Here is a 16,215-nt window from a genome sequence, read left to right as displayed (position 1 = left end):
AGGTCCTTAATTATACCGTATTCAAAAAAAGGTTGAGTAAGGAAGATTTGGCAAATGATAAGAAGAAGAAGGAGGTTTTGAGATGAAATTTACTATTCGTTGTTTCTTCAGGGAAAACTTTAATAATTCAATATTTGAAAGAGAGCTAAAAAAATCCTTAGAGGAAATTAGTGTATCTGTTTCAAGTATTAAGTTTAATCTATTTGAAGAAAAACACATACATAATAAAAGAAATATTATTGAGGTGAATGTTGAAGTTAAAGGGGACTTCATCGATTACAGAACTGTTTTCGGTTGTGTATTTTTAGTGATAGATGAACTTTCATTAGATTTATCTGGATTAGATATAAATGAATAATGGGCGTCCCTTAGTGCTTTTATATATTTAAATTTTTCCTAATAAAAAAATTTGTTTTTCAAGGAGGAAATTATCAGTAGTCCATGGAAGAAGGTTGAATAAATCCACAACTATTGTTCCAATTGAGAACGAAAATGTAAAGAGGAATATTATAAATTATTTTGATGATTCGTGGAAAGATATAATTTCAGTCAGTTAATAGTTTATATTAATCTATCGTCATTAGTATTTAATGGAACAATGTAGAATATGTGATCCTATATGGGGATAAATCCTTCTTCATGTTTAAAAATCAGTAACAAATGGAAAATATAGAAAGGAGGGATGAGTATGAAAGTACTTATTATTGGTGGAGATGCAGCAGGGATGAGTGCTGCAATGCAAATTGTACGAAACAGTTCTGGACATGAAATCACTGTTTTAGAAAAGGGTGGAGTGTATTCGTACGGACAATGTGGCCTACCTTATGTGATCAGTGGGAAAATTGAGTCAACAGATAAGTTAATAGCACGTACACAGTCTACTTTTAAAGAGAAATATGGCATTGATGCAAGAGTATATCATGAAGTCCAAAAGGTAGATACGGAAAATAAAATGGTAAGTGGAATAAACCATAGTAATGGTGAAACGTTTAGCTTTCCGTATGACCGCCTTCTTATTGCGACTGGCGTTGGCCCGGTCATTCCAAACTGGGAGGGTGTTAAACTTCCAGGTGTTTTCACATTAAAGACAATTCCTGATGCAAAGACAATCATGGATTATCTTGAGAAAGATATAAAAAATGTGACAGTTATTGGTGGCGGATACATAGGACTTGAAATGGCGGAAAGTTTTGTAGAGCTCGGCAAGAAGGTAACGATCATTGAAAGAAATGAGCAATTAGCAAAAATATTTGATAAAGAAATGGCAGAACTTATCCATGAAGAATCTCTGAAACATAACATTGTGTTAAAAATGGGTGAATCTGTTGAAGCATTTCGTGGTAGTGAGCATGTTAATTATGTGAAAACTGATAAAGGGGAGTATGAGACAGATTTAGTATTAGTCGCTATAGGTGTAAGGCCCAATATATTATTTTTAGAAGGGTCTGGAATCAAAACAAGTGTTAATGGTTCTATTCAAGTAAATGCGTATATGCAAACAAGTATTAAAGATATCTATGCTGCCGGAGATTGTGCAACACAATATCATCGAGTAAAAGAAATGGATGATCATATCCCATTGGGAACACATGCCAATAAGCAAGGTCAAATCGCCGGATTAAACATCGTTAATAAACATAAAACATTTAAAGGTGTTGTAGGCACTTCAATCATAAAATTTTTTGATTTAACTTTAGGGAGAACAGGAATAACAGAAACAGAGGCAAAAATGCTGAACATCCCATGTGGTTCAGTAACAATTAATTCAACAGATATCGCTGGTTATTATCCTAATAATAAAAAAATGAATTTGAAACTTGTCTATCATAAAGAAACATATAAAGTTCTTGGTGGGCAAATTATTGGGGAAAATGGGATCGACAAACGAATCGATGTTCTAGCAACTGCAATATTCCATTCGATGACAACCGACGAGCTGCTTGATTTAGATCTTGCGTACGCGCCACCATATAATGGTGTATGGGATCCTATTCAGCAAGCAGCTAGAAGAGTAAAGTAGCTTTAATACTAACTATTAACTATATAATGTACTATCGGGATGCTTCTCCTTAATAACAATGTTCAGCAATCAGGCACATTTGTTAATAAGGAATGTGTCTTTTTTTTCAGATTTAGAGGAAATTAAGTAGACCAGGAAGAACTACGACTAGAATTATGTGAAGTATTATATTTAAAGTAACGGTGCAGTTATCTACAGTATATTTTTTTATTTCATCGTATTTTAAGATACTAAAAATGTCTAAAATTTATCTTTGTGGAAGCATTATCTACAGTTATTATTTATCGTATTCAATGTACACAAACATAGGACTTTACTTGGAGAGGTGGGTATGATAGGCTCGTTTGCCTGAAACAACTGCTGTGTGACCATGGGGACGGTTCTAGTGGCTTACTTTTTGGTTATTTGATAACAAGACAGTAGAGTCCTATTATTGAAACTTTTTCCAATTTTAATCGTACGAATAGTTGAATGATACAAAGAAGTAAACAAAGAAAATTTTATTGGTTTAGGAGGAAGGTTATGATTAAGGAATTCATAAGCAGACAAAAAGTAGAATGCATTGGCGGATTTACTGCTGTATACGCTGATCCAATTATGGCACATGTAAGTCCTAGCGAACTTCACAAAAAAGATATTTTCATTATTATAAAAAGCGATAATACCATCTGTGCCACTATTGTGGACCATGAAGGCAAAAACAAAATAATCAGTGGATAGAAATCATTCGGGATGACGTTAAGAGAAGAGTAAGTCCAATTATGCCAAGGACCAATTACTTTGAAATTAAAAAGGGAGATTTATTTGGAACCTATGTGATTTCGAATGATATTATTTCAAATGAGTCCTTTTCCGACAGTAAAACCTATCTTAGTGCTTTAATAGATAACAATTGGTACCCTTTCCAGGTGTTGATCCTAGAAGGGGTGTTTTTTGTTTTTGTGGCAGTTTTGAACAAAGGTTAATTTATGTCATAGGAGGCACTAATTATTCTAATTAATATTATCGGATTCTTACTATTCGTATTTACAATACTGCTATTTCTCGTTTTTATCATCAATCTAATAATCTTCTTTACCAAAAAGAAACCATTTCCTAAAAAACTACTACTTGCTACTTTGACAAGTGTGATTCTATTTATTGGACTCTTTATATATAGGAACTATTTTTTTACTTTTGAAGCTATCAACAGAGAATATACTCAAAAAGGACCTGGACCTTTATCTTCACCCACAGAAAAATATACGGCAAATGCTTTATTTGAACCATATGGAGGTGCTGCTGGAGGAGTTAATGTTTGGGTTGAAATCACATACAATACTGAGGGAAATAAAGTAAAGACGGTTTATTATGGTGATGCAAATAGCAATTTCTCTATGGAATGGATGGATGACGATACCCTGTCTATTCTAAATAATGAACCTGAGTATCCAACTTCAAATAGAAGTATCGAATTAGAAATCGGAAAAGAAATTTATCATGAAAGTGGGTTAGCTTGTAAAAGTTTGTTAATGAAAGACGAATATGAGAAATGCTATCAAGACTAACAGGAAACAGAATCCGTTATTGTAAGCTAACCCTCTTTTTAAGTAAAAAAGTATTTTAGTTTCGAGTGTGGGTGGGGAATTGATTAGGCAGTGTATCAAGGGGATAAAGCTGAAGTTCTTCCAGAAAGAATGGTAACATTACGAAACTAGGTCATTAATTAATATAACCTATCATGGACATGTGCTTGAACAGTCCTTTGATGTATAATACGCAAGATAGTGCCAGGTATCACCCAAGAAATTGGGAGATGCGTGGCATCTTTTTTGAATGCTTGAAGACAGTTGTTAATTTTCTATTAATCAAACCTATCACTCACTAAGAGTGGATTATATAGAAAAGGCACATTTCTGCACTGACTGGATTGATTCTGTTTGCTGATTATGGGCATATGTGTGTGGGTAATGAATTCAGATTTTTTAAATAAAAATCTATCTCTATATCCTGCACATGGACAAATAATCCTAATATGGTATCCTTTTGGTGTATTTAAAGATTGAAAGGTTGAATGTGATGTACAAAAAACAAGACTTATTAAAGCACCTTAAAGAATTGGGAATCGAAGAAAATGGAACATTACTTGTTCATTCATCAATGAAAAGTATTGGACAAGTAGAGGTTGGGGCTGATACTGTCCTTGATGCACTTTCAGAATATATGAAGAATGGTCTTTTGGTTTTTCCCACCCATACATGGTCGTATATTAATGCGGAGAATCCACGATTTTATGTCAATGACTCACCATCTTGTGTTGGGTTATTAACGGAACTGTTTCGAAAACGTCCGGGTGTTGTTCGCTCATGGCATCCAACTCATTCGGTAGCTGCACTAGGAAAAGGAGCACATGAATTTATTTCGGGAAATGAACAATTCGACACACCTTGTGCACGCAAATCGAGTTGGGGGAAATTACTCGATCAGAAGGCAGCCATCTTGTTAATCGGAGTCGATTTACGAAGATGTACATATATACACGGAGTCGAGGAATGGCTTGATATACCAGGTCGATTGACCGATGAGCACCAAATGCTTTACACCATATTACCGGATAAAACGGAAATTTCGATACCGCAAAGAAGACATACTGGTCATACCTCTGAAAAATACAATCGAGTTGAAGATATTTTTCTAAAAAATCAAGTTATGTACAAAGGACAATTTGGCGATGCAACAGTAAGAGTATGTGACACAGTAAAAATGACAGACTTGCTAAATCACTTACTAAAAGAAAAACCAGATTTATTTTCTTGATTTATAGGGGACAACGGCAAAAAATTGGCATTTCACGAGTGATGGACCTTCAAGAGACATTGATTTATAAAATCTGTGTCTCTTTTTACTGAAGAAATTTTTCACCTCTAAAATATGTTATAATAGGAATGTACGTTCGTCTTGTATGAGGTATACATATTAAGGGAGGTACCGAATGGAGAAAATGAGCTATCCGAGAGTATGGAATTTGGATAATGTTTTTTTGGGGGGAGGCAAATCAAGTCAATTTTCAGATCATATTAATCGATTGGAAGATCTTGTGCGTGAACTAGAAAATAGTGTTAATTCACTTATTACCCCTCTTTCAGCAAGTGAAGTAATCAAATTGGTACATTTACTAGAGAACATCGGAAACATTCGTCTGTACCTATCACAAGCTACTTCGTTTATCACTTGCCTCCTTGCACAGAATCCAAAGGACCAAGATGCTGCGATTTTACGGGGAAAAGTTGCTCAAAAAGAATCCCGTTTTGAAAAAGAATTATCAAAAGTAAAAAGGCTATTAACATATACAAAGGAAGATGTTTGGGAAAGTATACTAGAATCTGAAAAATTACAAGAATATAGATTTATTCTAAATGAATGGCGTGAAAATGCTGATCTGAATTTGTCAGAACAGGAGCTAAATTTAATTTCTGATTTAATGGTTGATGGGTACCATGCTTGGGGACATTTCTATAATGATCTAATAAGTAGTATTAGCGTAAATATTCATATAAATGGAAAGAAAGAAAATCTATCAGTTGGACAATCCATAAACTTACGGTCGCACCCTAAGGAAGAAGTACGTAAGGAAGCTCATTATGTATTAGAATCTATATGGCAAGAAAAAGAAGAGCTATTCAGTAAGATAATCAATCATTTAGCTGGCTTTCGTATACAGGTAAATAACAAACGCGGGATAAAAAGTGCAATAGAAAATCCTTTGAAAAAGAACAGAATGAAGGAAGAAACACTGAATACGATGTGGACAGTAATCAGTAAATATAAACAACCTTTCTCAAATTACTTGAAGCGAAAAGCGGAATTGATTGGCGAATCTAGTATGAAGGCTTATAACTTTTGGGCTCCCGTTACAAATAGTAATCAAGAGATAAAATTCGATGAAGCTGCTGCACTAATTACGGAACATTTTGGTCAGTTTGGAACCGAATTAGAAGGATTCGTTAAGCAAGCTTTCGATGAAGGTTGGATAGAGGCGGAAGATCGTCCAAATAAGTCCGCTATTCCATTTTGTGCTGGTTTTCCACTCACAGGTGAGTCAAGAGTTTTTATGACATTTAGCGGTACTTTTTTAAATGTGTTAACGCTTGTGCATGAGCTGGGGCATGCTTTCCATAATCATGCCATGAAGTCAGTGAATGGGTTGAATAAGCGTTATCCATTAAGTATTGCTGAAACTGCTTCAACCTTCTCTGAAATGATAATTTTTGAAGGTGCTATGAAAAAGGCCAATTCGAAAGAGGAAAAATTATTTATACTGGATGAAAAACTAAAACGCAGTGTAATGAACTTTATGAATATTCATTCTAGGTTCTTATTCGAGCAGAGATTTTACAAGGAACGTAAAGAAGGTATTGTGTCAGCCCAGCGACTGAATCAATTAATGGAAGAATCAATAAATGAGGCATATGCTGAATCCCTAGAACAACCTTCCATTTATTCTTGGGTTTGGACGCCACACTATTATATTACTCAATCGCCTTTTTATAATTTTCCATATACTTTTGGGTATTTATTTGCATTGGGCATTTATGCAAAGGCAAAGGAGAAGGGGAAAGATTTTGAGAAAGATTATTTAGCCTTACTTCGTGATTCAGGAAGTATGACGGTGGAAGATTTAGTAATGAAACATTTAGGAGAAGATATTACTTCTGAAGAATTCTGGGAAAAAGGAATGGAATTATGTGTGAAAGATGCGGAAGAATTTATTAAATTAACTTCTTCTTAAGTTGTTGGATGAGTTATGGTTCAAGTTAATGGGAGCGATAAAGAGCTCAAAATAACTTCTAGGAAAAGCAAAAATTTAATTTTGCCTTGGATTCTAATTTTTAAAAAAGGTTGTACTGAATTCGCTTCCATGATATAGTAAGAAAAAGAAATTGTGAACAATTTGTGAAAGATAATATTCATTATAAATATTATGGAAGATTTAATACGAAACAGCGATCCTGTTAATCGGTTAAATCTAGAAACCTATCTTTTTATAAACAGTTGGTACTTAACAGCGCTCCTGTTAAAGGCGAACCGTTGTATTGATTTCTAGTTTTCTGTAACATTCAGAAAACTCATGGAATCTTACAACGGTTTTTTATTTTTGTTCACAAATTATTATAGAAATGATTTTTAAGGGGGAGATGAAAGAGAATGAAAACGAAAAAAAATCGGTGGTTAATTGCTTTATCTGCTGTTGGAATTCATATTTCCATCGGCTCTGTGTATGCATGGAGTAACTTTACCGCACCACTTAAAGAAATGTTTGGCTGGTCCGACTCACAGGTGGCCATGACCTTCAGTATTGCGATTCTTTTCTTAGGTTTATCGGCAGCATTTCTAGGACATTTTGTAGAGAAATACGGACCAAGGAAAGCTGGGCTATTGGCTGCAATCTTCTTCGGAGTGGGTATCACTGGATCAGGTCTTGCTGTAGCATTAGAATCAAGAACCTTATTATATGTTTTCTACGGGGTACTAGGCGGTATCGGTCTAGGTGTAGGTTATATTGCGCCTGTTTCAACACTTATTAAATGGTTCCCTGACCGAAGAGGCTTAGCAACTGGGCTTGCAATTATGGGCTTTGGCTTCGCAGCTGCAATCAGCAGTCCGATTATGAATATGTTGATTGAAGCGGTGGGGGTAGCCAATACATTTTATATTCTTGGTCTTTCCTATTTTGTGATTATGCTTCTTTCTTCCTTATATCTGGAAAAGCCAGAGGAAGGATGGCTGCCGGAAGGCTATCAAGACAAAATCAACAGTGGAAAAGCAAAGCCGAATATGGATTTATCACAATTGATGGCGAATGAAGCGGTTAAAACGAAGCGTTTCTGGTATTTATGGTTGATGTTGTTTATTAACATTACATGTGGTATTGCGATTTTAGCAGTAGCCAAGCCGCTTGCAATGGAGAGTATCGGAATTGACATGGCACAAGCAGCAGCACTGGTTGGAGCCATCGGAATTTTTAATGGGTTAGGAAGAATTGGCTGGGCTAGTTTTTCAGATATTATTGGACGACCAGCCACCTATACAACATTTTTCATTTTGCAAATGGTGATTTTCTTTGTATTGCCTGATGTATCGGTTAAATGGTTATTTATTGGACTGCTGATTGTAGTTTATACCTGCTACGGTGGAGGTTTTGCATCCATTCCTGCTTATATTGGCGACCTATTTGGAACGAAGCAATTAGGGGCAATTCACGGATACATCTTAACAGCGTGGGCTGCGGCAGGTCTTGTTGGACCATTATTTGCAGCATGGATTAAAGACACAACCGGCAGTTATTCTGGCAGCTTAACGTTCTTCTCTGGATTGTTTGTGGCTGCGTTTATTATCTCGTTGTTGATCCGCTTAGACATTAACAAACTAAAGAAAAATCAACTCCAAAATCAGACTGGATTACAAAATAAGGTAGGATAACTTCTCTTGCAATTTAATGACTAAACTTATAGAATTAACACTATGAACATAGTGAAAACCTTATGAATACAAGCGAGATGACGTAAGTGAATAAATATGAAGCAGAATTTAGTAATATCGTTCGCGCCTATAGAAAGCGCCATATGGGAAAAGGTCCTAGTCAAGTGAGAACAACCTTCTGCAAGAACTGGGCCATTTGTGAGTTAGAAGGAAATTTATCTCCAATCGAAAAATTTATTGCAACGGCTGAAGATGGAAAACAAATGCTGCGCTCGGCTCGTACCGAAATGGTAAAAGAGATTTATAAGAAAAATCATCCTCAGGAAATGGAAGAGCTTCTTGGTGCGAATTTTGTTTGTGTCTTTGTTGATATCGATATTGAAGAGGACAAAGGAATGTCAATCTTCGTGTTTGACCAAGATCTTGAGGAAAAGTTTAAAGTTTAATTGTAATCTAACCAACTATATCTCGTTGGCACTTGACAGCGAACCTGTTAAAGACTAACCACCATGGAGTAAACCGCCTTGTTTTATTAACTAGGCTCTCCTTGGTGGTTTTTTTATGGATTTTTTTGACTAGAGGAGGAAATGAGAATGGGAAAAACACTACATCCAGGACCACAGAAGAAATCAAAGCTACCAGCTCCCAAACATTGGGTAAGTCCAATTCCTTTTGGACTCGGAAAAATCAAACCAAAGCATATTCGCGATACGATGAAAATTGCTTGGGATAATAAAGATAATATCGGGTATGCCACCAATATCATTACAAAAGGAGTATGTGACGGGTGTGCCCTTGGGGTATCGGGATTACATGATCAAACACTTGATGGACCGCATCTTTGTACCACTCGCTTAAATGTTCTAAGGCTAAATACGATGCCTGCCATTAAGCCAGAAATCCTCCATGCTGATATTGATGAACTAAGAAAGTATGATAGCACAGAGCTTCGTAAGCTTGGGCGAATCCCGTACCCAATGATTCGCAAAAAAGGAGAGCGGAAATTCTCCCGCATCACATGGGATGATGCAATGGATATGATTGCAGCCAAGATGAAAACATTAGATCCGAAGCAATATGCTTTTTATCTAACAGCTCGCGGGATTACAAATGAAAGTTACTATGTAGCAGCGAAAGTGGCACGTTTCTTAGGGACCAATAACATCGATAATGCATCACGTATTTGTCATGCGCCAAGTAAAACCGGTTTAAAGCGTTCGATTGGCGTCGGTGCATCCACGTCTAACTATCTCGACTGGATCGGAACAGATGTATTATTGTTCTGGGGAAGCGTCGCCTCAAACGCATCACCTGTATCTTCAAAATACATGCTTGAAGCAAAGAAAAAAGGGACCAAGATCATCGTTGTCAATCCTTACCGTGAACCAGCAATGGATAAGTATTGGATCCCATCAAATCCAGAGTCTGCAATATTCGGAACAAAATTGGCTGATGATTTCTATCAAGTGAACATTGGTGGAGATATTGCCTTTATGCATGGAATTATGAAGCACTGGTTCGATATGGAAGAAAAAGCATTTGGTTCTGCTATAAATCATGAGTTCGTAGAGAAGCATGTGAATGGCTATGACGAGCTTAAGAAAAAAGTTCAAGAGCAATCCTGGCAAGAAATCGTTGAATCCTCAGGTGTAACGAGAGAACGAATTATTGAGCTGGCGGAGCTATTGGCAAACAGCAAGAATGCAGTTTATGCTTGGGCACTTGGTCTAACGATGCACTCTTTTGCAACAGATAATATATCTCAAGTTGCCAATCTTGCCCTTTTACGTGGACACCTCGGACGTAAATATTCCGGTCTTATGCCATTTCGTGGACATTCAAGTGTGCAGGGAAGTGGAGAAATGGGGGCGGACCCGTTCGTTCTTCCTGGCGGCGGATGGGATCCGAAAAATGTGGAACGTATTGAAAAGCTATGGGACTTTGAGCTTCCGAACTGGCAGGGTGATATTGTCGGTGTTACACTTGAGAACATTGTCCTTCCAGAAGATCATGACCGAAAAGTGAAATTGTACTATTTATCGGGCGGAAACTTCTTAGAAACGATGCCAGATCCGGACTTTATTGAAAAAGCATTATCTGAACTTGATATTCGCGTACACCAGGATATAATCTTAAACACTTCAACGTTAGTTGATGCAAAGGAAGCAGTCATTGTCTTGCCTGCAAAAACACGTTATGAGCAAGAAGGTGGCGGAACAAGTACCTCGACAGAGCGGATGGTCTATTTCTCCCCAGAAATTCCCGGGAACAAAAATGCGATAGCAGAAGCCCGTGCTGAGTGGAAGATTTATATTGATTTAGCAAAACGTGTAAAACCAGAAACCGCTCACTTAGTGGATTTCTCTGATGGACAGTCGATTCGTGATGAAATCGCTAAAGGGAACCAGGATTATGACGGCATTCAACATTTGAAAAATCAAGGAGATGTCTTCCAATGGGGCGGAGCATGGCTATGCGAAGACGGGATTTGCCCAACACCAGATGGCAGAGGCAGTTTAATCCCAGTCGACATTCCCGATTTAAATAAAAAACCTGAGCAATTTATTGTGACCTCACGCCGAGGTAAACAATTTAACTCTATGGTCTATAAGGAAGTCGATCCGTTGAATGGAGCCGGACGATATGATGTGTTAATGAGTCCAGTTGATGGGCAGAAATTAAGTATTGCAGAAGGCGAAGGAATTGTCGTCTACAATGGCTTTGGCGTTTTCCAAGGACGCGCCAAGTTTGTCGATATCGCACCAGGTAATATTGAAGTCCATTTTCCAGAAGGAAACTTCCTGTTACCGCGCGGACGCTATGAGAAATTTGCGGGTATTCCTGACTACAATATCACGGTCCATGTGGAAAAAGCAGAACGCTACAATGCGAGAAAAGATACAGAATATGTAGAAAGACCAATTCCAGACCTGGAAACAGAGGTCAGTTAATTTTTCCAAATGAAAGGAGCGACAGTGCCTGTGTCAAAGGAAATCACTACTTCTCAAAATATTGTCAGATATAATGGACAAAGCTTTATTGAGGAAGAGGATGATATCGCCGTCGAATCAGCCTTAACCATCATGTTAAATGGGGAAGAATTTGCCACGATGGTATGCACCCCCTCTGAGTTAGAAGAATTAGTCGTTGGTTTTCTGGCTTCCGAAGGAATGATCCGTACATTTCAAGATATTAAAAACCTTCACATTGATGCCGAAACAGGATTTGCCTATGTCGACCTAGTCAATCCGAACAAAGTGGAAAAGAATTTCCATTCGAAACGATTTATTGGTTCCTGTTGTGGCAAAGGAAGACAATTCTACTTTCAAAATGATGTCAAAACGGCGAAAACGATTATGACGAGGTTTACCATTACACCGGAACAATGCCATAAGCTAATGAAGCAAATGCAGGATGGTTCCTCCCATTTCCAACAAACGGGTGGTGTTCATAATGCTGCATTATGTTCAATTGATGGAGTCGTGATTTCACGAACCGATATTGGCCGACATAATGCTCTAGATAAATTATTTGGGTACTGCTTGATTCATCGAATTCCATTAAAGGATAAGATCATCGCCTTTAGCGGCCGGATCTCATCTGAGGTTTTACTTAAGGCAGCGAAGATTGGAGTCGGGATTATCCTTTCGAAATCTGCGCCAACCAATCTCGCGATCAATTTGGCAGAGGAACTTGGAATCACAGCCGTAGGGTTTATCCGTGGCAAGGGGTTCAATGTATATACTCATCAGGACCGAATCCAGGGACTTGAAAACAAGCCAATACAATCCTCATGTATGTAAGTTAGAGTGTAGAAAATAAAAGTGCCACAGGCACCATCCAATAACTGGTTGGTGCCTGTGGTTCTTTTTTAAATTTGCTATTACCATAATTTTCATTTTTAGTTAATTCTAATGTCGGTATAACATTACATCTGTATAATGACTGATTATATTGAGATTCGTCATGAGCGATATAAATAAATTCAATTGAATATTTACCCAAAATGCAAAAAACGCCTTCAAAAATCATTTTTGAAGGCGTTTTTTGACGTTTCGCGCTAAAAATGCCCTCAAAAGTAGAATAGTGCAGTTCGATTTACTCAGCCAATCCCGTTACTGTAGAAGTACCGACGTGAGCCTTCACATAAAGTTCTCACGAAGGAAAACATTAAACTTGGTGATGAGAGGGCGTTATTGAACATGAGTATAAAATCGGGTAATACGGAAGAATTTAAGCAGTTCTCGCAATTTAGTTCCCTTCAGGAATTTAATCAACATACCGAAATGTGGTTATTAGAACACAAGTATGATTTTACTAAGGGAGAGCTGGTCGGATTAAAAAGGCTCGTGCGATTTGCCGCCAAAGTTCCCGGCGTTTGCAATGCCAAAATCGGAACCATCTTAAAATCCATTCACGCACAATACGATGATAACGGCATTTCAAGATCTACCTTTAAACGAATGATCTTGAAAGCAATGGAATTTGGGATTATTACTGTCTTCGAAACAGAAAGGAAAAACGGTTCACAGTCTAGCAATTTATATCAGTTTAATCGTTTTCCATCGAATGAACTACCCAAAGAGGAAAAAATGAACCACCAATATAAAACTAGTAATCTTATTAAAACTAATAATCAAAAGATAAATAAACGTTACGAAGAACCGTCAACATTAGATTATTCCTATGTAAGCAGCACAGTACCACACCCTTTTGTCCAATTGGTAAAATGCTTTTTCAGCGATGCAAAAACCATTGAAGAATATTGGCATATGGTGCAGATTACTGCTTTTCGCTTTGAGTGTACGAATGACACAGAAGATATACTAGACATCTCCATCCAAGCCTTTAGACAACTGATAGGTAAAATAAAAAGGACCAATCTCGTAAAAAATACGATCGCCTACTTTTATGGCATCTTAAACAACAAATTCATGAAATACTATTTGGAACAGGTATCTGCAATGGAGACTACAACTCCTATATCCCATTCTTTTATAGATGGCATAGATGCAGAATGGGATTGGTTGCAGTTAAATGAATAAAGGATTTTATTGCCCTTGGAGGACATGAAAGGAAGCGATTCAGAAAAAAATGTCGCATCTTTGTCAATATGCACTTGAATTATGACGAATCCTGTTTGATAAAGTCTGAAGTAAAAAAGTCCTAATTAGCGTTTAATAGATTTATGGGGTAACCACATACATCTCTTTAATTAAGGAGTGGAGTATTATTATAATTAAAAATTTCTTTATTGATAAGAAAGTGATCCTTGTGATGGGTGAATATGATCAAAATGGAAAGCTGTTTTCCAGGATCATAGTAGAAAAAACGACTCTACTGGTGGACAGACCGCCACTACATTTATTGGACGATACATTAAAATACATTGGCTTTGATTTACGAGGAGCAATAGCCGGAGCAAAATACATTCTTAATAAGACGGTTATGTGTCCAATCATTGTAAATCCCTATCAAAGCGTTTGCCTTTTTCCGAGCAAATCTCCACAAAAACAAGACTGCATCTGGTTTAATCCCGACCATATTGTCAAGACAAAAGCAATCGGCAACAAGACCGAGGTAGAATTAAGCAACGGTCATTTCATGCTTTTCGATGCAAAATTAACTTCATTTAATAGTAAACTACAAAAAGCCAATCAATTAAAACGACTTTCTAAGGAAAGAGGGATTCAAGCTAGTTCCCTCCTCTTATATCTGGAACCGCCAAAAAAGCATCAGTTTCTTGAGAAAAAATCAGGCAAGTATAATTTTGACATTTTAGAAGAAGAAAAATGATCCCCCTTATTTGATTCCCACTATTTATAGGAGGACTTCCTTGGTGGAGGATGATTCGCACCTGGATTTTGGAAAGGCTTTAAAAAGACTGCGAAAGGACCAGAAATTATCGTAAGGGCAACCTGCTGGCCTGAGAGGGTTAGAACTATCCTATATTAGTATTCTTGAAAGAAAGCTTTTAAATTCTTCACCGTTAACGGTTGCAATCGAACAAATTCTTCTTGCATAAAGGAAATAAAGAGTCAGTCCCCAAGTGAGTTGATACTCTAACGCGATGAGGGACTGACCCCACTCCCCAAGTATCACCCGAGAAATTGGGAGGTGCCTGGCATCATTTTTTGAATGCTTGAAAACAGTTGTTAATTTCCTATTCATCAAACCTATCACTCACTAAGAGTGGATTATATAGAAAAGTCACATTTCTGCCCTGACAGGATTGATTCTGTTTGCTGGTTATATGGTCATATGTGTGTGGGTAATGAATTCAGAATTTTTATATAAGAAATCTATCTCTATATCCTGCACATGGACAAATAATCCTAATATGGTATTCTTTTGGTGTATTTAAAGATTGAAAGGTTGAATGTGATGTACAATAAACAAGACTTATTTAAGCACCTTAAAGAATTGGGAATCGACGAAAATGGAACATTACTTGTTCATTCATCAATGAAAAGTATTGGACAAGTAGAGGGTGGGGCGGATACGGTCCTTGATGCCCTTTCAGAATATATGAAAAATGGTCTTTTGGTTTTTCCCACCCATACATGGTCGTATATTAATGCGGAGAAGCCTCGATTTTATGTCAATGACTCACCATCTTGTGTTGGGTTATTAACGGAATTGTTTCGAAAACGTCCGGGTGTGGTTCGCTCATGGCATCCAACTCATTCGGTAGCTGCACTAGGAAAAGGAGCACATGAATTTATTGCGGGAAATGAACAATTCGACACACCTTGTGCACGCAAATCGAGTTGGGGGAAATTACTCGATCAGAAGGCAGCCATCTTGTTAATCGGAGTCGATTTACGAAGATGTACATATATACACGGAGTCGAGGAATGGCTTGATATACCAGGTCGATTGACCGATGAGCACCAAATGCTTTACACCATATTACCGGATAAAACGGAAATTTCGATACCGCAAAGAAGACATACTGGTCATACCTCTGAAAAATACAATCGAGTTGAAGATATTTTTCTAAAAAATCAAGTTATGTACAAAGGACAATATGGCGATGCAACAGTAAGAGTATGTGACACAGTAAAAATGACAGACTTGCTAAATCACTTACTAAAAGAAAAACCAGATTTATTTTCTTGATTTATAGGGGACAACGTCAAAGAATGGGCATTACTCGAGCGTTGGAAGGCATTACTGGAACCAGGAAACAAAAGAGGAAGAGCAAGCTGAAAAAATTCATTTTGTGATTACCACGGCGGTGGAATGGAAAATGCAAGCAGAGAGTTCAGTGAACGTAAAATCAAAACCATGATTCAACATCAAAAAGAGAACTATGGCTGGGAATTCAAAATTCTAGGTGGAATATCGATGCGGTTTCCGTAGCAGTGCAATTCGGGATAGACGAGGATTTTGCCGTCAACTACATGCTGAAAGAGAGGGAACTCAATAAAACTACCAAGCCGTAAATGAAGCAGTCATGAATTTCCGAAACGAAAAGAAAATCGATCGAAGCTTGAACAATGGATTGAAGAGATTACAAGAGCAGATGTAATCATAGGAATCTATGGGCAGGGTCTTGGTGATCCAAATAATAGAAGTCAAGGGGTACAGTGAGAACCGGACCCCTTGGCCTCTAAATAGTCGTTTGTTAATTTATCCCAATGTCATTCGAGAATTAGAATTATTGGTTAGTTAAGGATATCTAGAATCTGCAGGACCACAGATTTTTGGTTGGTCCCTGTCACTTTTACCGT

At 37.3% G+C, this 16,215-nt stretch carries 16 protein-coding genes; 14 read left to right on the top strand and 2 right to left on the bottom strand.

Translation table 11 applies throughout. The features are described 5' to 3' along the window. Positions 1–82: 82 nt before the first annotated feature. From ABC255_RS17060 to fdhD, 11 genes are all read left to right on the top strand, one after another. Positions 83–358: a hypothetical protein gene (locus tag ABC255_RS17060; protein WP_412995303.1), complete on the top strand. Its 276-nt coding sequence runs from the start codon at positions 83–85 to the stop codon at positions 356–358. A gap of 330 nt (positions 359–688) precedes the next feature. After that, positions 689–2,020 (top strand): CoA-disulfide reductase, encoded by a 1,332-nt coding sequence (locus ABC255_RS17055; RefSeq protein ID WP_412995302.1) that lies wholly within the window; start codon positions 689–691, stop codon positions 2,018–2,020. Between the two features lie 522 nt (positions 2,021–2,542). Further along, complete coding sequence (locus ABC255_RS17050; protein WP_412995300.1) at positions 2,543–2,740, top strand: hypothetical protein; 198 nt, start codon at positions 2,543–2,545, stop codon at positions 2,738–2,740. Between the two features lie 41 nt (positions 2,741–2,781). After that, entirely contained in the window at positions 2,782–2,985 is a 204-nt protein-coding gene (locus ABC255_RS17045) for a hypothetical protein (RefSeq protein ID WP_412995299.1), read from the top strand. A gap of 21 nt (positions 2,986–3,006) precedes the next feature. Next, positions 3,007–3,567, top strand: coding sequence for a DUF5412 family protein (locus ABC255_RS17040; protein WP_412998576.1), 561 nt, complete (start codon positions 3,007–3,009; stop codon positions 3,565–3,567). A gap of 511 nt (positions 3,568–4,078) precedes the next feature. Next, a complete protein-coding gene (locus ABC255_RS17035; protein ID WP_412995297.1) occupies positions 4,079–4,816 on the top strand; it encodes an AAC(3) family N-acetyltransferase in 738 nt (245 codons plus the stop codon). A 175-nt stretch (positions 4,817–4,991) separates the two neighbouring features. Continuing rightward, positions 4,992–6,788, top strand: a complete 1,797-nt coding sequence (locus tag ABC255_RS17030; protein WP_412995295.1) for a M3 family oligoendopeptidase — start codon at positions 4,992–4,994, stop codon at positions 6,786–6,788. 416 nt (positions 6,789–7,204) lie between these two features. Beyond that, positions 7,205–8,479: an L-lactate MFS transporter gene (locus ABC255_RS17025; protein ID WP_412995294.1), complete on the top strand. Its 1,275-nt coding sequence runs from the start codon at positions 7,205–7,207 to the stop codon at positions 8,477–8,479. A gap of 86 nt (positions 8,480–8,565) precedes the next feature. After that, positions 8,566–8,925 carry a Na-translocating system protein MpsC family protein gene (locus ABC255_RS17020; RefSeq protein ID WP_412995292.1) on the top strand — a complete coding sequence of 120 codons (360 nt, stop codon included), beginning with the start codon at positions 8,566–8,568 and terminating at the stop codon, positions 8,923–8,925. A gap of 147 nt (positions 8,926–9,072) precedes the next feature. Continuing rightward, positions 9,073–11,430: an FdhF/YdeP family oxidoreductase gene (locus ABC255_RS17015; RefSeq protein ID WP_412995290.1), complete on the top strand. Its 2,358-nt coding sequence runs from the start codon at positions 9,073–9,075 to the stop codon at positions 11,428–11,430. Positions 11,431–11,460: 30 nt separating this feature from the next. Continuing rightward, positions 11,461–12,282: a formate dehydrogenase accessory sulfurtransferase FdhD gene (gene fdhD / locus ABC255_RS17010; protein WP_412998575.1), complete on the top strand. Its 822-nt coding sequence runs from the start codon at positions 11,461–11,463 to the stop codon at positions 12,280–12,282. Between the two features lies 1 nt (position 12,283). Here the strand turns inward: fdhD and ABC255_RS17005 are convergent, their stop codons facing one another. Continuing rightward, positions 12,284–12,511 (bottom strand): hypothetical protein, encoded by a 228-nt coding sequence (locus tag ABC255_RS17005; RefSeq protein ID WP_412995289.1) that lies wholly within the window; start codon positions 12,509–12,511, stop codon positions 12,284–12,286. Between the two features lie 170 nt (positions 12,512–12,681). Here ABC255_RS17005 and ABC255_RS17000 point away from each other — a divergent pair, with 170 nt between their 5' ends. Both ABC255_RS17000 and ABC255_RS16995 read left to right on the top strand, forming a co-directional pair. Further along, positions 12,682–13,524, top strand: coding sequence for a hypothetical protein (locus tag ABC255_RS17000; protein ID WP_412995287.1), 843 nt, complete (start codon positions 12,682–12,684; stop codon positions 13,522–13,524). Positions 13,525–13,663: 139 nt separating this feature from the next. After that, positions 13,664–14,275, top strand: a complete 612-nt coding sequence (locus tag ABC255_RS16995) for a competence protein ComK (protein WP_412998574.1) — start codon at positions 13,664–13,666, stop codon at positions 14,273–14,275. 150 nt (positions 14,276–14,425) lie between these two features. Here ABC255_RS16995 and ABC255_RS16990 read toward each other — a convergent pair whose 3' ends face one another. Next, positions 14,426–14,650, bottom strand: coding sequence for a hypothetical protein (locus ABC255_RS16990; RefSeq protein WP_412995285.1), 225 nt, complete (start codon positions 14,648–14,650; stop codon positions 14,426–14,428). Positions 14,651–14,863: 213 nt separating this feature from the next. Here ABC255_RS16990 and ABC255_RS16985 point away from each other — a divergent pair, with 213 nt between their 5' ends. Next, positions 14,864–15,601: an AAC(3) family N-acetyltransferase gene (locus tag ABC255_RS16985; protein WP_412995283.1), complete on the top strand. Its 738-nt coding sequence runs from the start codon at positions 14,864–14,866 to the stop codon at positions 15,599–15,601. Positions 15,602–16,215: the final 614 nt, after the last annotated feature.

Origin of the sequence: Neobacillus canaveralius, from assembly GCF_047237705.1 — a bacterium.
In the GTDB taxonomy this organism is placed as follows: Bacteria; Bacillota; Bacilli; order Bacillales; family Cytobacillaceae; genus Neobacillus; species Neobacillus niacini_K.
Note: the sequence above shows the minus strand (reverse complement) of the source record. Positions and strands in the feature narration are given on the sequence as shown.